17 protein-coding genes are annotated in these 19115 nt (G+C 38.1%); 3 read left to right on the top strand and 14 right to left on the bottom strand.

Annotation, left to right across the window (positions count from 1 at the left end):
* Positions 1-119: 119 nt before the first annotated feature.
* Together QYB95_RS16830 and QYB95_RS16825 are read right to left on the bottom strand one after the other, a co-directional pair.
* The gene (locus QYB95_RS16830) at positions 120-974 is read right to left on the bottom strand and encodes a MurR/RpiR family transcriptional regulator (RefSeq protein ID WP_301139540.1); all 855 of its coding nucleotides are present in this window, start codon (positions 972-974) and stop codon (positions 120-122) included.
* A gap of 257 nt (positions 975-1231) precedes the next feature.
* The gene (locus QYB95_RS16825; RefSeq protein WP_301139539.1) at positions 1232-2461 is read right to left on the bottom strand and encodes an MFS transporter; all 1230 of its coding nucleotides are present in this window, start codon (positions 2459-2461) and stop codon (positions 1232-1234) included.
* Positions 2462-2659: 198 nt separating this feature from the next.
* On the opposite strand from QYB95_RS16825, the gene thrC reads away from it, so the two are divergent.
* The 3 genes from thrC (at position 2660) to QYB95_RS16810 (ending at position 5423) form a co-directional block, all read left to right on the top strand.
* Positions 2660-3712 carry a threonine synthase gene (gene thrC, locus QYB95_RS16820; RefSeq protein ID WP_301139538.1) on the top strand — a complete coding sequence of 351 codons (1053 nt, stop codon included), beginning with the start codon at positions 2660-2662 and terminating at the stop codon, positions 3710-3712.
* Positions 3709-4623 carry a homoserine kinase gene (thrB, locus tag QYB95_RS16815; protein WP_301139537.1) on the top strand — a complete coding sequence of 305 codons (915 nt, stop codon included), beginning with the start codon at positions 3709-3711 and terminating at the stop codon, positions 4621-4623. The genes thrC and thrB overlap by 4 nt, the downstream gene beginning before the upstream one ends.
* A gap of 158 nt (positions 4624-4781) precedes the next feature.
* Positions 4782-5423, top strand: a complete 642-nt coding sequence (locus QYB95_RS16810) for an NAD(P)-dependent oxidoreductase (protein ID WP_301139536.1) — start codon at positions 4782-4784, stop codon at positions 5421-5423.
* Between the two features lie 121 nt (positions 5424-5544).
* Here QYB95_RS16810 and zupT read toward each other — a convergent pair whose 3' ends face one another.
* From zupT to putP, 12 genes are all read right to left on the bottom strand, one after another.
* A complete protein-coding gene (zupT, locus tag QYB95_RS16805; RefSeq protein WP_301139535.1) occupies positions 5545-6363 on the bottom strand; it encodes a zinc transporter ZupT in 819 nt (272 codons plus the stop codon).
* A gap of 169 nt (positions 6364-6532) precedes the next feature.
* Positions 6533-7150, bottom strand: a complete 618-nt coding sequence (locus tag QYB95_RS16800; protein ID WP_301139534.1) for a phosphatase PAP2 family protein — start codon at positions 7148-7150, stop codon at positions 6533-6535.
* Between the two features lie 151 nt (positions 7151-7301).
* Complete coding sequence (locus QYB95_RS16795; protein ID WP_301139533.1) at positions 7302-7634, bottom strand: antibiotic biosynthesis monooxygenase family protein; 333 nt, start codon at positions 7632-7634, stop codon at positions 7302-7304.
* Positions 7635-7700: 66 nt separating this feature from the next.
* Positions 7701-8741, bottom strand: a complete 1041-nt coding sequence (locus QYB95_RS16790; protein ID WP_301139532.1) for a siderophore ABC transporter substrate-binding protein — start codon at positions 8739-8741, stop codon at positions 7701-7703.
* A 175-nt stretch (positions 8742-8916) separates the two neighbouring features.
* Complete coding sequence (locus tag QYB95_RS16785) at positions 8917-9684, bottom strand: iron ABC transporter ATP-binding protein (RefSeq protein WP_301139531.1); 768 nt, start codon at positions 9682-9684, stop codon at positions 8917-8919.
* Positions 9681-10634: an iron chelate uptake ABC transporter family permease subunit gene (locus QYB95_RS16780; protein WP_301139530.1), complete on the bottom strand. Its 954-nt coding sequence runs from the start codon at positions 10632-10634 to the stop codon at positions 9681-9683. The genes QYB95_RS16785 and QYB95_RS16780 overlap by 4 nt, the downstream gene beginning before the upstream one ends.
* Positions 10624-11577, bottom strand: coding sequence for an ABC transporter permease (locus QYB95_RS16775; RefSeq protein WP_301139529.1), 954 nt, complete (start codon positions 11575-11577; stop codon positions 10624-10626). Before QYB95_RS16775 ends, QYB95_RS16780 begins: the two co-directional genes overlap by 11 nt.
* 189 nt (positions 11578-11766) lie before the next feature.
* Positions 11767-13041 carry a DUF5068 domain-containing protein gene (locus QYB95_RS16770; RefSeq protein WP_301139528.1) on the bottom strand — a complete coding sequence of 425 codons (1275 nt, stop codon included), beginning with the start codon at positions 13039-13041 and terminating at the stop codon, positions 11767-11769.
* Positions 13042-13253: 212 nt separating this feature from the next.
* On the bottom strand, positions 13254-14138 hold the full coding sequence (locus QYB95_RS16765) for a DUF6612 family protein (RefSeq protein WP_301139527.1): 885 nt from the start codon (positions 14136-14138) through the stop codon (positions 13254-13256).
* Between the two features lie 179 nt (positions 14139-14317).
* Positions 14318-15805 carry a peptide MFS transporter gene (locus QYB95_RS16760; protein ID WP_301139526.1) on the bottom strand — a complete coding sequence of 496 codons (1488 nt, stop codon included), beginning with the start codon at positions 15803-15805 and terminating at the stop codon, positions 14318-14320.
* Positions 15806-16101: 296 nt separating this feature from the next.
* Positions 16102-17388, bottom strand: coding sequence for a GTPase HflX (hflX, locus tag QYB95_RS16755; RefSeq protein WP_301139525.1), 1287 nt, complete (start codon positions 17386-17388; stop codon positions 16102-16104).
* Between the two features lie 227 nt (positions 17389-17615).
* Positions 17616-19106: a sodium/proline symporter PutP gene (putP, locus tag QYB95_RS16750; protein WP_301139524.1), complete on the bottom strand. Its 1491-nt coding sequence runs from the start codon at positions 19104-19106 to the stop codon at positions 17616-17618.
* Positions 19107-19115 lie beyond the last annotated feature (9 nt).

Raw genomic sequence — 19115 nt, 5'->3', positions numbered from 1 at the left:
TCCTTGTAGCCAGTTCCTCCAGTTGTTGTCGGAGCTGGGCAAGCGTTCTCCACTTTTCTAATAAAAAGCGCATTCGTAAATGCCCCCGCAATTTACGAATACGCTCTCGAAAAATGTTATTAAATGGATAGTGTTTTTTCTAGGTATAAAGAATTATTATCGAATTGTGCATTTACTTTTTGGAAGTTTGTGTATTGCTTTTTATTCTGTGCAACCATTCCTTCGACTAATGCATGGATCAGTGAATGAGCAGCAGTTATTGTTTCGGCCAATGCTGATTTTTGGGCCCCTACAGTAAACAGGACATCTGCATTTCCTCTTAATGACGAAATACATGAATGCGTTAAAGCAATCACCTTAACTTTCTTATTTTTCGCCATTTTTGTAATGGTTAATACATCTTCGGCATTATCGTCAAGCGCTATAACAAACAGCATGGAATTTTCCTCCATGTTGCTTATTTGCTGTACAATGTTTTCGGCATTTGGCTGAATGAGCTTGACTTCTCTTCGATAATTGCTAAGTGTACAAGTTAAAAAGTTTGCTGAAGGTAAAGATTGTCTTAGCCCCAGGACATACAGGCATTCTGACTCGTGCATTACTTTAATTGCCCGTTCAAATTGTTCTTCGTTGATGATGTTAATCGTATTCAATATACTTGCCACGTCACGGTTCATCACTTCATTCAGGAGATTTACATTCTTCTTAGGCAAAAGTGGATGTGATTGTTCTATTTTGTCATCTTGTCCCATTAAATCAGCCTTAATTTTCTCTTGCAGCTCCGAAAAACCTGACAATTCCATTGCATAACAGAATCGTATAACAGTCGATTCGCTAACCCCTATTAGCTTTCCTACATCCGAAGCTATATGAGTAGCTATAACGTTTGGGTTATCAATAGTAAACTGAGCAACTTTACGCTGTCCTCTAGATAGACGGATAAAACGCTTTTTAATCTGATTACAAAAGCTCATTTTAGCTCCCCCATTTCCTCTATTCAATTTTAGTTTTCTTATTTTGTATACATATACTATTTTAATAATTGATATTATCACTAATATAGATTGAATTCAATGACTTTTCAGAAAAAACTTTAGCGAGTTAAATTAGAAAAGTCAGAAAATTGTCAAAAAACGGATATTGCATAAATATTCCAATCCGTTTAATGAAAAGGTAATAGGCATAAAAAAAGATTCGAGTTCAAAAAACCTCGAATCAGTCAATGTTGCCCCTATTCCAACTCAGTTTGCTTTGTTTCTTTCCCTAAAAGTAGTACTGCGGCAGCACCAATTAAAATCGATACACAGAAAATGGCGAAGATAAAACCAATTTGATATTTTGCACTTAATAAATATCCAACCAGCAGTGGACCAAAAATCCCGCCAATTCGGCCAACAGCTGCGGCCATACCAGCCCCTGTTCCCCGAATCACCATTGGATATTGTTCCGGTGTATACGCATAAAGTGCACCCCATGCTCCCAAGTTAAAGAACGATAATAATATTCCTGATGCCAATAGTACAGCAATGGATTCAGCATTGCCGAAAACAAATGCACTAGCTGCTGTACCTACCAAATAAGTAATAAGCACAAATTTCCTTCCTAATTTTTCAATAAACCACGCGGCTGTAAAGTAACCAGGCAGTTGTGCCAATGTCATGATCAGCACATATTTAAAACTCGAAATTAAATCGAATCCTTTCCCTACCATGACACTAGGCAGCCATAGGAACATTCCATAGTATGAGAATACTACTGTAAACCATAGTATCCACAGCATCAGTGTTGAACGAGAATATTTCTTCTCCCAAACACCTGCGATATTCTGCATGATCGTCCGGTTTTTAGCATCCGGTTTCGCTGTAAACTGTGGAGAGTCCGGCAGATGAATTCTTATATAGACTGCATAAAATGCTGGAATGGCTGTTAATAATAACGCCACTCGCCACCCCTCCACCGGCCAAAATTCTGCTGGAATGACAAAGTATGAAATTATGGCCGCTATCAACCAACCCCCAGCCCAAAAGCTTTCCAAAAGCACTACAACTTTTCCACGCTCTTTCGCCTCAACACTTTCGGATACTAATGTGGAAGCAACAGGCAGTTCACCGCCCAGACCCATTCCTACAAAAAACCTTAATACTAAAAATGCGGCAAAAGTTGTCGTAATGGCCGATAATCCACTGGCAACAGAGAAGATTATCAATGTCCACATAAAAATCTGTTTGCGCCCCACTTTATCTGCAAACACCCCGAAGATAAGTGCTCCAAAGGCCATACCGATGGAGTTGATACTTCCAATCCACCCCATTTGGGAGGAGCTTAAATTCCAATCAACTGCCAATGCGGCAATAACAAAGGATAATATTCCTACATCCATCGCATCAAACATCCAGCCAATACCTGCAACACGTAATAATTTATTTCTGGAAATTGGTGCTGTATTTGTCATTTTACTCATTTCGCATCCACCTGTCTTTACACATGAATTTACATATGTATACCATACAATTAATTCAATTATGTGACAAGCTAAAAATTATATGTGTATTCTGTTAAAATGGTAAAGGCTATTGAAAAGTACTACAACTTTGAGTTAAAATGTCTTTTATATACAAACAACTGTTCATTCAGCGTGAACAAAAGGAGCTAATCTGTTATGTGGAAAGGTCTAATTGAAGAATATAAAGAATTTTTACCCGTTAACGAAAATACACCTGCCTTAACTTTAAACGAAGGAAATACTCCTCTTATTCATCTTGTCAATCTTTCAAAAGAATTAGGCATTGAATTATACGGTAAAGTAGAAGGGGCCAATCCTACTGGGTCATTCAAGGATCGCGGAATGGTATTTGCTGTTGCCAAAGCAATTGAAGATGGAGCAAAATGCGTTATTTGCGCATCTACCGGCAATACATCAGCTGCTGCCTCAGCTTATGCGGCACGTGCAGGAATCCAATCAATCGTTGTTATTCCAAAAGGAAAAGTTGCACTCGGCAAGTTGGCACAGGCTTGTATGTACGGAGCAAAGATTATTGAAATTGACGGCAATTTTGATGATGCACTTGCAATTGTTCGTAAAGTTAGTGAAACAACACCCGTTAAACTGGTTAACTCCGTAAATCCGTACCGAATCGAAGGCCAAAAAACGGCTGCATTTGAAATTGTCGATAGTTTAGGACAGGCTCCGGACTATTTATGTATTCCCGTAGGAAACGCTGGTAATATTACAGCTTACTGGAAAGGATTCAAAGAATATAATGAGGCAAAGAATACAGGGTTACCGAAAATGTATGGCTTCGAAGCCGAGGGTGCCGCTGCAATAGTGAAAGGAGAACCAATCCCAAATCCAGAAACTGTTGCTACAGCAATTCGAATTGGAAACCCTGCAAGTTGGACATTGGCAGAAAATGCACGTGATGAATCAGGCGGCATTATTGATATGGTAACGGATGACGAAATCCTGGAAGCATACAAATTAATCGCACGCAGTGAAGGAATTTTTGTTGAACCGGGTTCTGCTGCCTCGCTTGCAGGTGTGATTAAGTCCGTCAAGAACGGAGGAATTGAAAAAGGCAGCCGTGTTGTAACAGTATTTACAGGTAATGGCTTAAAGGACCCAGATACTGCCATGAATGTTTCCACGGTTGATTTAGTCTCCCTTCAAAACGATGAAAACGACATTCGTCACTATATCGAGGGAATTCTATGAGCAAAAAATGGCAAATCACTGTCCCTGGAAGCACAGCTAACTTAGGACCTGGTTTTGATTCCATTGGACTTAGCTTAAACTTATATCTTGATTTAACGGTATCATTGGCCGATCAATGGGAAATTACTCATGTCTCAGACCACCTTCCACAAGATATCGTAATTGAAGAACACCTAATCTATACAATAGCTAGAGAAACGGCAGCTCGTTTTAATAAGGAGTTGCCGCCTTGCCGGGTTGTAATGAGAAGCGAGCTGCCATTTGCCCGTGGACTTGGGAGCAGTGCCGCAGCAATCGTTGCAGCGATTGAATTGGCAAACCTTGTATGCGATTTACAACTAACAACACAAGATAAGTTAAACATCTCCTCACAAATCGAAGGGCATCCTGATAATGCCTCGGCTTCTGTATTAGGTGGTTTAACGATTTCGCAAATGGATGAGCAAGGAATTGTAGATACAATTCCTGTAACAGATTTAGATGCTTCTTTTGTCGTATTTATCCCAAAGGTAGAGCTGAAGACATCAGAGGCCCGCAAAGTGTTGCCGGAACAATTTGAACGTGGTTATGCCGTCCGTGCAAGTGCAAATGCCAATATGTTGGCAGCTTCACTAATCGCGAAAGATTATGTGCGAATTGGCCGATATATGGAATCAGATTTGTTCCACGAGCCTTTCCGTTCAGCTCTTATTCCAAACTTTGATGAGATACATCGTGTTGCCAAAGAAGCAGGTGCATATGGTACAGCACTAAGCGGAGCGGGACCAACCGTCATTTCGATCATTCCGCCTGCTATTGGGAATCAATTTGTTTTAACAATGAAAAAATATTTCCCTAAACATGAAATTATACTAACTAAAGCCGATCACCAAGGGATTTCGGTTCAAGTTCTTAATGATGTCCCAGCCTAAACGATTAATATAGATGTCCGATGGTTCATATATAAACCCATGGACATCTTTTTCATTTTGTAATGATTCTTGGTGTTCAGCCTAGGTTTCACTAACTTCAATCTAGGGGATAAAAGATTAAGGGGATGTTTTATTAACGATTAGAAAGGGGAATCAGGATGAAAATTGGGATTATTGGGGCAACTGGTAAAGCGGGAAATACAATTTTAACAGAAGCGAGAATGCGGCACCACGATGTAACAGCTATCGTACGAAATAAGGATAAAATCACCAATAGGCATATCAACATACTTGAAAAAGAAGTATTTGACTTAACCCGACAGGATTTACTCCATTTTGATGTCATCGTAAATGCTTTTGGTTCGCAGCCAGGTGAGGAGCATTTACACGTAGAGTTTGGTCGCTTCCTAATATCGCTTTTAGAAGGAAGCAACACAAAATTATTTGTGGTCGGAGGAGCCGGAAGTTTATTTATTGATGGAACAACTAGGCTAATCGATATTCCAGACTATCCAAAAGAATATAAGGAAATTGCTGTTCAGCAATTACAAAATTTATCCGATTTACAAAACTCCTCTATTAAATGGACATTTTTAAGTCCCTCTGCCCTGTTTGATTCCGACGGTCCGAGAACAGGCCATTACATTTTAGGTAAAGACCATCTCTTATTAAACTCCCAACAAATAAGCTATGTCAGCTATGCAGATTACGCAGTGGCTGCGCTAGACGAAATCGAAAGTCCAATTCACGAAAATACTCGTTTTACAGTTGCTTCTGAAAACCTGACGAGCAGCTCTTAAAACCACTCCGTATGGACAAATGCCTATCATCGGCTAATTGACTTATAAAGAATGCCCTTAAAGTCACCTAATGTCTTTAAGGGCATTCTGCTATTAAGCGATATACTTTTACTTTTACTTGTTATGCAAGCAACAATAAGCTTAGAGCAATTACAGCCATTCCCGCAACTAACCCATAGATCGACAAGTGGGTTTCATCATATTTCTGTGCGGCCGGCAAAAGTTCATCCAACGAAATGAATACCATGATCCCGGCTACAGCCGCAAAGACAATTCCAAACATTGTATCAGTTAAAAATGGCATCAAGATTAAATATGCAACAATTGCTCCAAGTGGCTCCGCTAAGCCTGAAAGAAAAGAAAGTTTGAAGGCCTTTTTTCGGATTCCAGTTGCAAAAAAGATTGGAATCGCTACGGCAATCCCTTCCGGAATATTATGAATCGCAACGGCTATGGCGATTGCAATTCCAACACTTGGATCTTGCATGGCGGACATGAATGTAGCAATACCTTCAGGGAAGTTGTGGATAGCGATTGCCAATGCCGTGAACATTCCCATCTTCATCAATTTATTTTCATCTATAGTCGTTGTATTTAATGCCGCCGCATGTACATCCTCTACAGTCTTTACCTCATGTGGATTATTCTTTTTTGGAATAAAGCGGTCAATCAATGCAATAAAAATAATTCCCCCAAAGAACCCCATTACAGTCATCCAATACCCCTGTGTTTCTCCATGTGCGGCTACTAGAGCATCTTTTGCTTTCACAAAAATTTCAATTAAAGAGACATAAATCATAACGCCTGCAGAAAAACCTAAAGCAACAGAAAGAAATTTCTTATTCGTCCGTGAAGTAAAGAAAGCGATAAGAGCCCCTACTCCCGTAGCCAAGCCGGCAAACAGGGTCAAACCTAATGCTAAAAGTACATTACCTTCCATTTAGTTATTAGTCTCCTCTTTTAATATGATACTAGTATTATATACTCGAAAGTTTCCTTTGTGCAACTTTTTTAGTCTAAGTTATATCTTGTGCATGAGGAAAACTTTATTTATATTAAATAGCCACATTTATTCATACATAAACATAAAATAAAAATAACACCCAATTTCAGGTGTTATCTATGACCTTATTAAGCTTTTGGTTTCTTTTTTCATACCATGCTACACAAATAACAAACCAAGTAAATCCTATGCACCAGCCCGCTGTCACATCCGTAGCGTAATGATGACTATCTGCAATTCTTGATAAACCAGTAAGGAGAGTTAAAATAATGGCTATAACCCAGATAATCAGAACTTTTTTATTTTCCATTAAAGCTTCAGATAGTAAATACGCTATTGTAAATAAGTAAAGCAACCCTATCATTGCGTGCCCGGATGGAAAACTGAATGAGGCAAGATCATTAGATAGTTCTGGTCGAGGGCGATCAATCCAGTTCTTGATTAGTTGATTCCATACCCTTCCCATTCCAACAGTCAATAAAACAAAAAGCATTCCCCGATAATTACGTTGAACCAGCCATAGAACAAACAAAAGGATAAGTGCAATGAAAACAATTGCCGTAGTTTCTCCAAGGATATGAAACGCCCCAATCAAATCATTTCCGAATAGCAAATCCGACATCGCTTTGTCGAAATCAACAAAAGGCTTTTTTTCATAATTGATTAGCATAATTAGAAATAAACAAAATGTAACAATAGCTAAAATATACATAGCTTTTTTCATGGCCATCCTCCTATCATTCTAAAAAGATATTACCATATTATTCATATGCTAGTTTTTATTGTTTTTGAATGATAGTATTTAGCTCCCACACCCACCTTAAAATAAAAAGCCCAAAAGCCTGTCGGGTAACAAGCTTTTGGGACCAACACTTTTATTCGACTACTGTGTAGCTGCCATGTTCCATATTAATAACGTATTCAGGTTTTGGAGGCTTTCCTCCATGCTCCTTAATCTTTTCTTTGTGACCTGCAATGTGCTCAGGACTCTTTTCCCAAGCTTTCCAGGCCTCTTCAGATTCCCAACGGATAATCATGATCACTTCTTCTTCTCCACGGCGTACATTTTTAACAAGAAGCTCTCGACTAATAAATCCTTCCCGTTGTTCGATCAATGTCGGACCTTGGCCTTCTTTCTTTTTGAAACGCTCCAAAATCTTATCTGAATTGCCTTCGGTAATCGTCCATCTACGAATTTGAACAAACATTGTTATTCCTCCCAACCTTCAAGATAAGGCCATCCCAAACCTGGGATAGCCTTAAGTTTAAATAGATTATTTTAATTCGTCTAAAATTTCCTGGATTTTAGCAAGCTCCGATTGTAGCCCGCCTCCACTTAAGTACCAAAGTGGACCATCTAAGTAAACAATTTTATCATTTTTATAGGCAACTGTTTCTTTAACAATATCATTTTCCATATCAGCTTCGATGTTGGAATCTCCACCAGTTGCCGCTGTACGGTCGATAACGAATAATACTTGTGGGTCAAACTCCAGAATTGCTTCGAAGCCAAAGTCTGAACCATGTGAAGATGATTCAATATCCTCTGTAACAGGAGTGAATCCATAGATATCATAAATATAACCGAAACGGGAATCTTTCGAGAATCCTGATAATTTACCTTCGTTGTACATTGTTACTAATGAGCTATCGTAATTGCCCGATAAAGCTTTTACTTCTTCGATCGCTGAATCAATTTTAGCAATATGCTCTTCTACTTCAGCTTCTTTACCAAACATTTTCGCGGCAATTTCAGTTGAAGCAAGGAATGTGTTCCAGTAATCATCTTGGTTTGTACCAACAAAGATTACGTTAGGCGTGATTTCTTTTAATTGGTCATAGAATGCAGCTTGGCGACCAGAAATGAAAATTACGTCCGGCTCTAAAGCAGCGATATCTTCAAGTAGAGGCGTTTTTAAGTTACCAACGCTTGCATATTCTTCACCTTCATATTTTGAAAGGTGAGCTGGCAATGTAGAATCTTTTGCTACACCAACGATTCCTTCAACACCAATTGCATCAAGTGTATCTAGGAAACCATAATCAAATACAACCATTTTTTTCGGCATTTCTTCTAGTGTTACATCTTCAAAGGCGATTGTGCCTGCCTCTTCATCTTCAGTAGAAGCAATTGTCGGTGATATAGTCATTGGGTAAACAGGACCCTCTGTACTTTCAGATGTTCCTGCAGTAGCTGATTGTTCTTCTGTAGATGTGTTTGTATCTGATTCTTTTGATTCGTCAGCTCCACCACAAGCTGCAAGAACAAATAATAGACTTGCTAAAATTACACTTAGTAATTTCCAGTTTTTCATTTTCATTTCTCTCCTATCCATCTTTTCGCGATAATGATAATCATTATCAACTAACTAATTGAAATTATAGCATTTAGAAATTAAAGGTCAATACTTTTTAAAAATCTTTCCAGAATTTTTATAAAAAAAGGTTTAGAAAAGCATGTCTATACAAACTTCTCTAAACCATTAATCATTACGAATGCGAGTTAAAATAAACGCATATTCGGCAGCCATTTTGTTCCTGCACCGGGATGTTCATATCATATATTTCTCTTAAAGCCTCAGAGTTAATGATTTCGTTTGTTGGTCCATCCTTAACTACTCTACCATTTTTTAAAGCAACGATATTATCTGAATACACGGAGGCAAAATTAATATCATGCAATACAATTACGACTGTTTTGCCAAGATCATCAACGAGCTTGCGCAAAATTTTCATGATTTGAACCGAATGCTTCATATCCAGATTATTTAATGGCTCATCCAGCAGAATATATTCCGTATCCTGTGCAATTACCATGGCAATAAAAGCCCGTTGCTTCTGCCCGCCCGACAATTCATCCAGGAACTTATCCTGCATATCTGTTAAATTCATATATTCAATAGCTTGATCTACGGATTGTTCATCCTCAATCGTTAAACGGCCTTTCGAATAAGGGTAGCGCCCAAAAGAAACAAGCTCTCGGATTGTTAATCGTACGTTCAGGAAATTTGCCTGTTTTAAAATCGACACTCTCTTTGCAAATTCATCTGACTTCCATTTCTTTACGTCATTTTTATCCAGTAATACTTCGCCTGTGTCAGCATCCAATAAACGACTAACCATTGATAACAGGGTGGATTTCCCTGCACCATTTGGTCCGATAAAGGATGTAATGGCTCCTGGTTGTATCTTGATTGAGACGTCTTCTACAACAGGTTTGTTACCAAATCTTTTTGTTAATCCTTTGATTTCAATCATCCTGCTGCCCTACTTTCCTTTAATAATAAATAAATAAAGTAAATACCACCAACAAAGTTAATAATGACACTCAATGTCGTATTCATTTCAAAGATATGCTCAACAATGAACTGGCCACCGACTAGAGCAATCACACTGATTAAGCCTGCACCCAAAATGAGTACGGAATGCTTGTATGTGACTAAAAACTGATACGAAAGATTTGCAACAATTAAACCAAAGAATGTAATAGGTCCAACTAGAGCCGTTGATGTTGCAATTAGAACCGACGATAATATCAAAACGTTCAAGACTAAGCGATCGTAGTTTATTCCTAGATTGATAGCATTTTCCCGGCCAAGCGACATAACATCCAATTGGCCCATTATACGGTAACCGTATGCAAATGCCAGCAATAGAATTCCTATCGAAATATATAGCAGCTCTACTTTAATATTCGTGAAGCTTGCAAATAATCTACTTTGTAAACTTAAATATTCCACAGGATCAATAAGTACTTGCAGGAAGGAAACCAAACTTCCAAGGAATGTACCCAAGATCATTCCGATTAGTAACAATAGATAAATAGGGTGCTTATCCGCACGGAAAAGGAATCGATATAGAATCAATGCAAACAAGACCATTGCTACGATCGATGCAGCAAAATTTAAATATTGGTTCACTACCCAGATTGAAATGGAACCTGCAAAGAAGAAAATAAGGGTTTGTACAACTTCAAACATCGAGTCAAGCCCCATGACTGAAGGTGTCAGAATTCGATTGTGTGTAATCGTTTGAAACACAACTGTCGAATAAGCTATCGCAAATCCGGTAATCACCATTGCTCCTACACGCATCATGCGTCGAGGAAAGGCATAATCAAACCCGCCTTTAATATCATAAAATCCATATAGTAAAATACAGATTATCGCTACAACCGTTAAGATAATAAGTTTAGTACTATTTCGCATATGCTCTCCCCCTAATTAACATGATTAAGAAGATTACACTGCCGATAACTGCAACTGTTACATTCACCGGAATTTCGTATGGGTAAATTACCACTCGTCCAATAATGTCACAGAGCAGAAGGAAAACGATACCTAGTACAGCTGTATGGGGAATCGTTTTACGAAGGTTATCGCCCATATACAGGGAAACAATATTCGGTACTATTAATCCTAAAAACGGTATTACCCCTACTGTCAGGACAACAGTGGTTGCGATAACTGCCACAAGGATTAACCCGATATTCAGAACAAGCTTATAACTTAAGCCCAGGTTCTTGGCAAAATCCTCCCCCATACCTGCAACCGTAAATTTATTAGCATAGAGATAGGCTAAAATAACAGCTGGTACACTTAGATAGAGAAGCTCATAACGCCCTGCAATAATTAAAGTAAAACTCCCCATTAACCATGAGCTGATATTTTGAAGCAAATCTGCTTCATATGCAAAAAACGTCGTAATCGAAGATAGTATGTTGCCATACATAATTCCGATTAACGGTACAAAAATAACATCTTTAAATTTAATTCGATCCAATATCTGCATGAAAAGCAAAGTTCCAATTAACGCAAACGCAAAACTAAAAATAACTTGCTGAGTGTACGTTACATTAGTAAAGAACAACATCGAAATGAGAATCCCTAACTTGGCAGCATCCAAAGTTCCTGCTGTTGTTGGAGAAACAAATTTGTTTCGACTTAAGCTTTGCATGATTAAGCCCGCAATACTCATCCCTACACCCGCTAGAATAATCGCAATTAGACGCGGTACACGACTGATTAAGAAAATTTGCATTTCCCGTGAATCCCAATTAAGCAAATCACTTGGTTTTATATCAATTGCACCAATAAAGAGCGAAATAAACGACAGGATGACTGCTGCGACAATTAACATCCACAGTCTCATTTTTATCCCCATATTCTATTTATTCTCAAGTATGTAATGAAAATTATTCTCAACCTCGAGTCCATTATAAGTATAGCTTATTGAATCGGAAAAAATCAATAATTGATTGAGAATGATAATCATTGAATTCCAAAAAAACGTAAAAAAGAACACATATTACCGGAATAATATGTGCTCCCTGTTTTACTTCTAGAAACTGAATACAGCTGTCTTCCCCTTGGAAATATCCTCTGCATCCTGATTGCGAATTGGTCCAACTTCTACTTCAAAGGATTTATTTTGCCAGATTTTCACATACTGTTCTTTATCAAGTACATATACTTGCAATAGTTCCCCTGATTCACCAGCTGCAATTAAATCATTGTAGCCATACTCCAGCAGCATACCTTCTCCAAACATGTACTGGGTACCATCGTTCACCGTCAATTTGGAAGAGAGCGAAGATAGTCCGATAGCGTCAGATCCCTTATTATCTAAATTGAACTTGACCGTCAGCAACACGACTCCAGTTTTAAAGTTTTCAAAACGTGGTGCTTCTACTTCGTTCGGAGTGAAGTCCGTAAACTGATATCCATCCAGTGTCACTGTAACATCCCCCAGTGTTTCACTTTTGCCGATACCACTTTCTTCTTTCAACATCTTCTTTTCACCCATATCACCAACAGTTGCTTTATCTTGATAAAATGCTTCATTAGATTTAACTTTTTCAGCTCCTGCTGTATTCAAGCTTAAAGTAAACTGTCCTTTTTTTCCGATTGCCGAGCCAAAATCTTCCTTTACAGCCAGCGCTGCAGGAACTTCAACAGCTGTTGTGGATACGTTTAATGCAGCTTGCAAGTCATCCTGGCCAAACGGATAAGTATAGTAGCCTGTTACCGACTCGCCAGCTTTAAGCAAGTAATCATTTGTTGGGGATAATTTTTCAGATAACTGATCTTCAAGAGGCAGCAGATCACGATAATTGTTATATGCTTTTTGCGCACCCGTGAAAGATAGATAGAAAAATGGCGTATAGTACACGTCTTTATCCAATTCGTTCTTTACTGTATACTGTGCAACAATAACACCGCCATTAGTTTGATCATTAAAAGGAATACTAAAGTCCGTATGGAAATCATTTAGCTCAACAAGTGTATAGTTATCTAGCGTAACTGTTACACCTTCCATTTTATGAACTTGTGGTTCTGTATTTTCATAAAGAACTTTCGCTGTCCCTTGTGTTTCTTCTTCCATATATTTAATTAAGCCTGAAATATCGCCGGAGTTAGCTTCACTAGATGTTGTTTCAACGGCTTCTTCCTCAGATTTTTCAACCTCTTCAGTAGTTTCTTCAGATGCTTTTGCTTTTACATCTACCTCTTGTTCAGCCTTCGTTGATTCTTTGTCACTCCCACAAGCAGCAAGAATTAATGATGTTAAAATGATTGCCACAAGAAATCCCCATGTTTTACTTAGTTTACCCAATTTCCTAAAACCTCCAATTTTACAAACTAGTAACATCCTAACATATAAGATGTATTGGAAATATAAGTAAAAGGAGGTGAATCAAAGAACTGTAGGGCGACTTATTATTTTTACATATTTTGTAAATTATTCGGTACTTATCTTATAAAATTAGAATCTTTTAAAATAAAAAAGAGCCAAACCCAAGAATCCCCGGGTCTAGCTCGAAAAATTTAGTACTGAATTTCTACCGCCTGATCAATTACTTCTTGAGGCACTGTTATATCCTCAACTCCATTGAAGTTATTGAACGCTATTTTAGCATCTGTATTCACCGTGATTGCTTCACCTTCAATTTCAAGCGTCATATCCACAACCGTATCCATCTTATGAATATCGAATGTTTCTTTATCAATCGAAATAACATAGTTCACAGTATCAAAACTAATATTTTCGAACAATTGTTTATCTTCCTCAGTCATTCCAAGCATTTCACTTAGTTGCATTTGCTCCAGAATGAAGTCGCTGAACTCTTCACTAGCTGCATTTAAAGTTAAAATATACTCGGAATCTGTCTGTTCGAATTTAAAATCATCGATGAATGTTTGCAGCTGTTTTAATTGGTCTGAAACATCTACTTGATTCGCAGTTTGTCCAACTATTGCATCAAATTGCTCTGATGGCAGTTTCAACCATTGCTTCGTATCAGGTTCGTGCATGAATATCCCTTCCTGGGTCATGTACATTTCCATATCTATTGTCGTATCTTCACCACTAACGGGGTCAGCCGTTTGAATCGTTCCATCCATGTATGTTTCAAGCGGTTCAACAATCATATCCATCTTCATATCACTAGCAGTACTCATTTCCATACCCTCAGTACCATTGCCAAAGGTCATTTTTTGGTCCATCTTGATATCTGCACTGCTGCTTTTTAATTCGCTTTGTCGCTCCATTGCCTTTTCATATACTTCTTCCAAAGTTAGTTCACTTACGTTGCTTTCCTCTTTACCTTCTACCGCATCCTCTGAATCTGATGTAGGCTCCGCCGTACTATTACACGCGGATAATACTAGTAAAAGGAAACCTGCTAAACAAATCATTGCCCATTTTTTCACTTTATCCCATCCTTTCGATTAAAGGGTACCATTTAATAACGAACGGGTATTGGAAAAGATGTCATATTTTTCTATAATGACCAAAAATAATCCATTTCTACTAAAAAAAGCGGGCCCCCAGACCTTATCTGAGATGCCCACTTTCTATACCCAAAGCACTAATTTAATGTTAACTTGTTTTAATTTACTCCACGCATCGCTTTTGAAATGATGGGTGTCAATACTAGTAAAAGAATACCTAATACAATAGAGATTCCACCTAAAGTACCGAAATAAGTAATTTCAGTAACTGCCTCATAAATTCTAACTAACTGAGCATTGATTGCTTGAGCCGCTGCACTCGTTAAGAACCATAAAGACATTGTCTGAGCCGCGAAGGCAGCTGGTGCAAGTTTGGTTGTTGCCGATAGACCAACCGGTGATAATAGCAACTCTCCTACCACTACTAGGAAGAATGACAGAACCAACCACCATGGGCTAACAAGCTCAGTACCACCAGAAATTGTCGCTGGAATAATCATTACCAAGAAAGAAGCTCCAGCAAAGAATAATGAAATGGCAAATTTCTTAGGTGTAGAAGGTTGTCTACTTCCAAGTTTCAACCATAGCCACGCAAATACCGGTGCAAAGATAATAATGAATAAAGGATTTAAAGATTGGAACCATGATACCGGAATTTCAAAGCTTCCGATAGTAAGATCTGTACGGGTATCAGCATATGTCGCTAGAATTGTGGCTCCTTGTTCTTGAATCGCCCAGAACATAACTGCCGCAATAAATAATGGAATATAAGCTAGTACACGCGATTTTTCATCTTTCGTTGTTTTAGGACTACGATACATGACGATAAAGAAAATAGTCGGAATTAATACACCAAGTGTCGTAATGATCAAGCTAAAGATTGACATTGTTAAATTTCCAGTACTGTATAAAATCACTCCAATGATTAATACAGCAATAATACCAATGACAACATTTCGAATAGTTTTCTTCTTCTCTTCTGCCTTTAGTGGGTTAGGTACTTCAAGACCAGCTAACCCAAGGAATTTCTTTTGAGTTACGTAATAAACAATTAACCCAATAAGCATACCAACAGCAGCAATACCAAAGCCAAAATGGAAATTATATCTTTCCCCAACAAAGCCGATGATTAATGGGGATATAAATGCCCCCATGTTGATGCCCATGTAGAAAATGCTGAAACCTGAATCACGGCGGTTATCGCCTTCAGCATACATATCTCCAACGATAGTTGATACATTTGATTTTAATAACCCTGTACCAATGATAATAAATGCCATGGAGATTAATAATGCCGTTACTCCCCCTGGGAATGCTAAGGCAATATGCCCGATCATGATCAGTATTCCACCATAGAATACAGTTTTGCGTGTACCCCAAATTCGGTCGGCAAACCAACCACCAATAATACCAGACATATAAATTAACGACCCATAAAGAGCCATGATTGAGTTTGCAGTTCCTCGATCTAATCCCAATCCACCTTCATGTAATTCATAGTACATGTAAAGGATAAGAATGGCACGCATTCCATAATAGGAGAATCGTTCCCAAAATTCTGTAAAGAATAGAGTCAATAATCCTTTAGGATGTCCAAAAAAACCTTTTTGAGGAACGGATTTGACTATTTCGTCTTTACTATACATAAAGATACCCTCTTCCGTTTTATTTTTCATATTTTCCGACAATTTATATTAGATAGCTAGTTGTCCGAATCGTGCATTTTATTACATTAAAGCATTCTTAAAATTTTTTCAATATATTATATAAAAGTTAGAAATTTCTCTTTCTTCTCTATTTTCGCTATATTTTTGGCATTTCCATATTTTTATATTATATTAGAATAATTTAAACATCCAGTTACTCATAATATTACCTTCATTCCACTTACCTATGGAAGCAAAAAAAGAGGTAACGACATATTCATCGTTACCCACTCACGTTATTTTATAACATACTGTTCGTATTTTTTTAAATCAGCATCTTTAAGCTCAACAAGAAGCTTCGTGCCTTGTTCTTCATACTCCGTACCTTTTACTTGTGCATTGGCGTTCAAGTAGGATACAACATCCCCACGGTCAAATGGAATCAGCATTTCGCATTCCACATAATCCGAAAAGACATACTGCCGTATTAATTCCACTAATTCATCTAAACCTTCATCATTCTGAGCGGAAATCCAAATATTGTCGCCGCTAACTAAGGGATACTTGACATTCGCCAAATCCGATTTGTTATACACATAAATAGTTGGGATTCCCTCAACGTCTACCTCACTTAACGTCTTGTTCGTGACATCCATCATAAATGGATGCTGTTCATTTGACACATCCACAACATGCAACAGAAGATCCGCTTCTCTTGCTTCTTCTAATGTAGAACGGAAGGCTTTTACTAAATGATGCGGAAGTTTGCTAACAAATCCAACCGTGTCTGTCAGCAAGAATGTCTTTCTATCCGGTAATTCGATATTACGGACGGAGGTATCGAGTGTTGCAAAGAGCATGTCCTTCTCGAATACCTGTTTATTATCCTCTTGTCCAATCTTTTTCAGAAGTCTGTTCATAATTGTAGATTTCCCGGCATTTGTATATCCCACCAGCGATACAACAGGCACTTCATTTTTACGTCGTTTCTTCCTTTGGGTTTCCCTGATGTTCTTAACAACTTCGAGATCTTTGCGAAGCTTTGCAATTTGATCTTCGATTTTTCGTCGATCTAATTCTAATTTTGTTTCCCCTGCACCACGGTTTCTAAATCCTCCACCCGTGCCGCCACCTTGGCGGGAAAGTGAAGCATGCAAACCCACTAGTCGAGGCAGCATATATTGCAATTGAGCCAATTCAACTTGCATTTGTGCTTCTCTTGTGTTCGCACGGCGATCGAAAATATCTAAAATGAGCATCGTCCGGTCAATGACTTTACATTCCAAATCGTGTTCAAGGTTTCGAATCTGCGAAGGTGATAATTCATCATTAAATATGACAAGGTTTGCTTCTGCTTCATCTATAAAATTTTTTATTTCCACTATTTTACCTGTCCCTACATAATGGGAAGGATTAACTCTTTCCAGGTTTTGTATAACACTTCCGATTACTTCTACTTCCAAGGCTTCCGCTAAACTTTCCAATTCTTCCATTGAATAATCAAAATTACGATCATTTTGCAAATTGACGCCTACCAAGACAGCTTTTTCAATAATTGTTTCTACCTCTTGCAAATTTGTCACTAAGATACCTCCCTGTTTAAACACGCGGCTTATAAGCTTTTTATGCTGAATCGCAAAGTTAGCTACACTCTTTTTACTACTATATTGTGTATTCCCTTCTATTGTATCATATAGTATATGCTTAATTATCATTTCAATAACGTTCCACAACTTATTGTAATATACCCCGTTTGAATCTTTACATATAAAAAATGCCTCAAAAGTTGATACTTTTGAGGCATTACTCTTTACTTTTCTTTTTCGGATTTCAATAACGCTAATGTATCCTCAAACTCTTTTTCAATTTCCGGATTTCGTTTATAAGTAACTAAACTTACGATAACTGCCAGGATCAAGTTAATAATGAAACCAGGAACAATCTCATACAACATTGCTGATAAAGCTTCACTTTGTCCCCAAACATAGGCAACGACTGCACCCGCAACCATCCCGACTAACGCTCCAATATTAGTAAGCTTTTTCCAATATAAAGCTAGCAGAATAGTCGGTCCAAATGCTGCACCAAATCCAGCCCATGCAAATCCTACTAAATCAAGAATAGAACTGTCTGGATTCCACCCTAAAATTGCTGCGATAACAGATACAACAAGTACTGCAAGTCTTCCTGCCATTACATAATGCTTATCTGAGGCATCTTTTTTAAATAACGCTTTATACATATCCTCTACAAGTGCAGAAGAAGTTACAATTAGTTGTGAAGAAATTGTACTCATAATTGCCGCTAGAATAGCCGCCAGCATAATCCCCGCAATGAATGGGTGGAATAAGATTTGCCCCATAACAATAAAGATTGTTTCAGGATCATCTACATTTCCTCCATTTTGCTGGAAGTAGGCCAATCCTACAAGCGCAGTACAAGTTGCTCCCAATAAGCTTAAAATCATCCATCCAATTCCGATTCGGCGAGCTTGTTTTGTTTCTTTTACCGATTTTATCGCCATGAAGCGTACAATAATATGAGGTTGGCCGAAATATCCAAGTCCCCAAGCTACAGATGAGATAATCCCCGCAGCTGTTGCCGTTGATGCAAATAAGCTGAATTGCTCTGGATTGACAGCTTGAATTGAATCAATTGTTTCTCCAATACCACCTGTAACAAACACACCAACAATAGGAACTAACACCAAAGCTAAAAACATGATTAAGCCTTGTAAAAAGTCAGTATAACTAACAGCCAGGAATCCACCAAATAATGTATAACCAACTGTAACTGCACTAACAATCAACAATCCAGTATGATAGTCAAATCCAAAAGAACTTTCGAAGAACTTCCCTCCGGATACCATCCCCGAAGAAACATAGAATGTGAAAAAGACTAAAATAACTATACCTGAAACAATACGAATCAATTTCGTATTATCACGAAGGCGGTTATCCAAGAAACTCGGAATTGTGATGGAATCTTTTGAAACCTGTGTATATACGCGCAAACGAGGTGCAACTAAAAACCAGTTTAACCAAGCACCCACTGTTAACCCGATTGCAATCCATGCCTCCACTAAACCTACTGCATAAATAGCTCCAGGCAGCCCCATCAGCAGCCATCCGGACATATCTGCAGCCCCGGCACTTAATGCCGTAACCGCCGGACCTAAATCTCGCCCACCCAACATATAATCATTCAAGTTTTTTGTTCTTCTATATGCAAACCATCCAATAATAATCATGGCGAGCATATAAATAATAATTGCTAATAATTGAAATGCGTGACCGGACATCCCTAATCC

Origin of the sequence: Ureibacillus aquaedulcis (assembly GCF_030418165.1) — a bacterium.
GTDB lineage: Bacteria > Bacillota > Bacilli > Bacillales_A > Planococcaceae > Ureibacillus > Ureibacillus aquaedulcis.
This window is presented reverse-complemented; position numbering and strand designations above follow the sequence as displayed.

What these genes read in the sequence shown, in the direction of transcription:
- thrC (WP_301139538.1), top strand. Translation starts at nt 2,660, where the DNA reads ATGTGGAAAGGTCTAATTGAAGAATATAAAGAATTTTTACCCGTTAAC.
- QYB95_RS16790 (WP_301139532.1), bottom strand. Translation starts at nt 8,741, where the DNA reads ATGAAAAACTGGAAATTACTAAGTGTAATTTTAGCAAGTCTATTATTT.
- thrB (WP_301139537.1), top strand. Translation starts at nt 3,709, where the DNA reads ATGAGCAAAAAATGGCAAATCACTGTCCCTGGAAGCACAGCTAACTTA.
- QYB95_RS16760 (WP_301139526.1), bottom strand. Translation starts at nt 15,805, where the DNA reads ATGTATAGTAAAGACGAAATAGTCAAATCCGTTCCTCAAAAAGGTTTT.
- QYB95_RS16780 (WP_301139530.1), bottom strand. Translation starts at nt 10,634, where the DNA reads ATGCGAAATAGTACTAAACTTATTATCTTAACGGTTGTAGCGATAATC.
- QYB95_RS16825 (WP_301139539.1), bottom strand. Translation starts at nt 2,461, where the DNA reads ATGAGTAAAATGACAAATACAGCACCAATTTCCAGAAATAAATTATTA.
- zupT (WP_301139535.1), bottom strand. Translation starts at nt 6,363, where the DNA reads ATGGAAGGTAATGTACTTTTAGCATTAGGTTTGACCCTGTTTGCCGGC.
- QYB95_RS16775 (WP_301139529.1), bottom strand. Translation starts at nt 11,577, where the DNA reads ATGAGACTGTGGATGTTAATTGTCGCAGCAGTCATCCTGTCGTTTATT.
- QYB95_RS16795 (WP_301139533.1), bottom strand. Translation starts at nt 7,634, where the DNA reads ATGTTTGTTCAAATTCGTAGATGGACGATTACCGAAGGCAATTCAGAT.
- QYB95_RS16800 (WP_301139534.1), bottom strand. Translation starts at nt 7,150, where the DNA reads ATGAAAAAAGCTATGTATATTTTAGCTATTGTTACATTTTGTTTATTT.
- QYB95_RS16810 (WP_301139536.1), top strand. Translation starts at nt 4,782, where the DNA reads ATGAAAATTGGGATTATTGGGGCAACTGGTAAAGCGGGAAATACAATT.
- putP (WP_301139524.1), bottom strand. Translation starts at nt 19,106, where the DNA reads ATGTCCGGTCACGCATTTCAATTATTAGCAATTATTATTTATATGCTC.
- QYB95_RS16785 (WP_301139531.1), bottom strand. Translation starts at nt 9,684, where the DNA reads ATGATTGAAATCAAAGGATTAACAAAAAGATTTGGTAACAAACCTGTT.
- QYB95_RS16830 (WP_301139540.1), bottom strand. Translation starts at nt 974, where the DNA reads ATGAGCTTTTGTAATCAGATTAAAAAGCGTTTTATCCGTCTATCTAGA.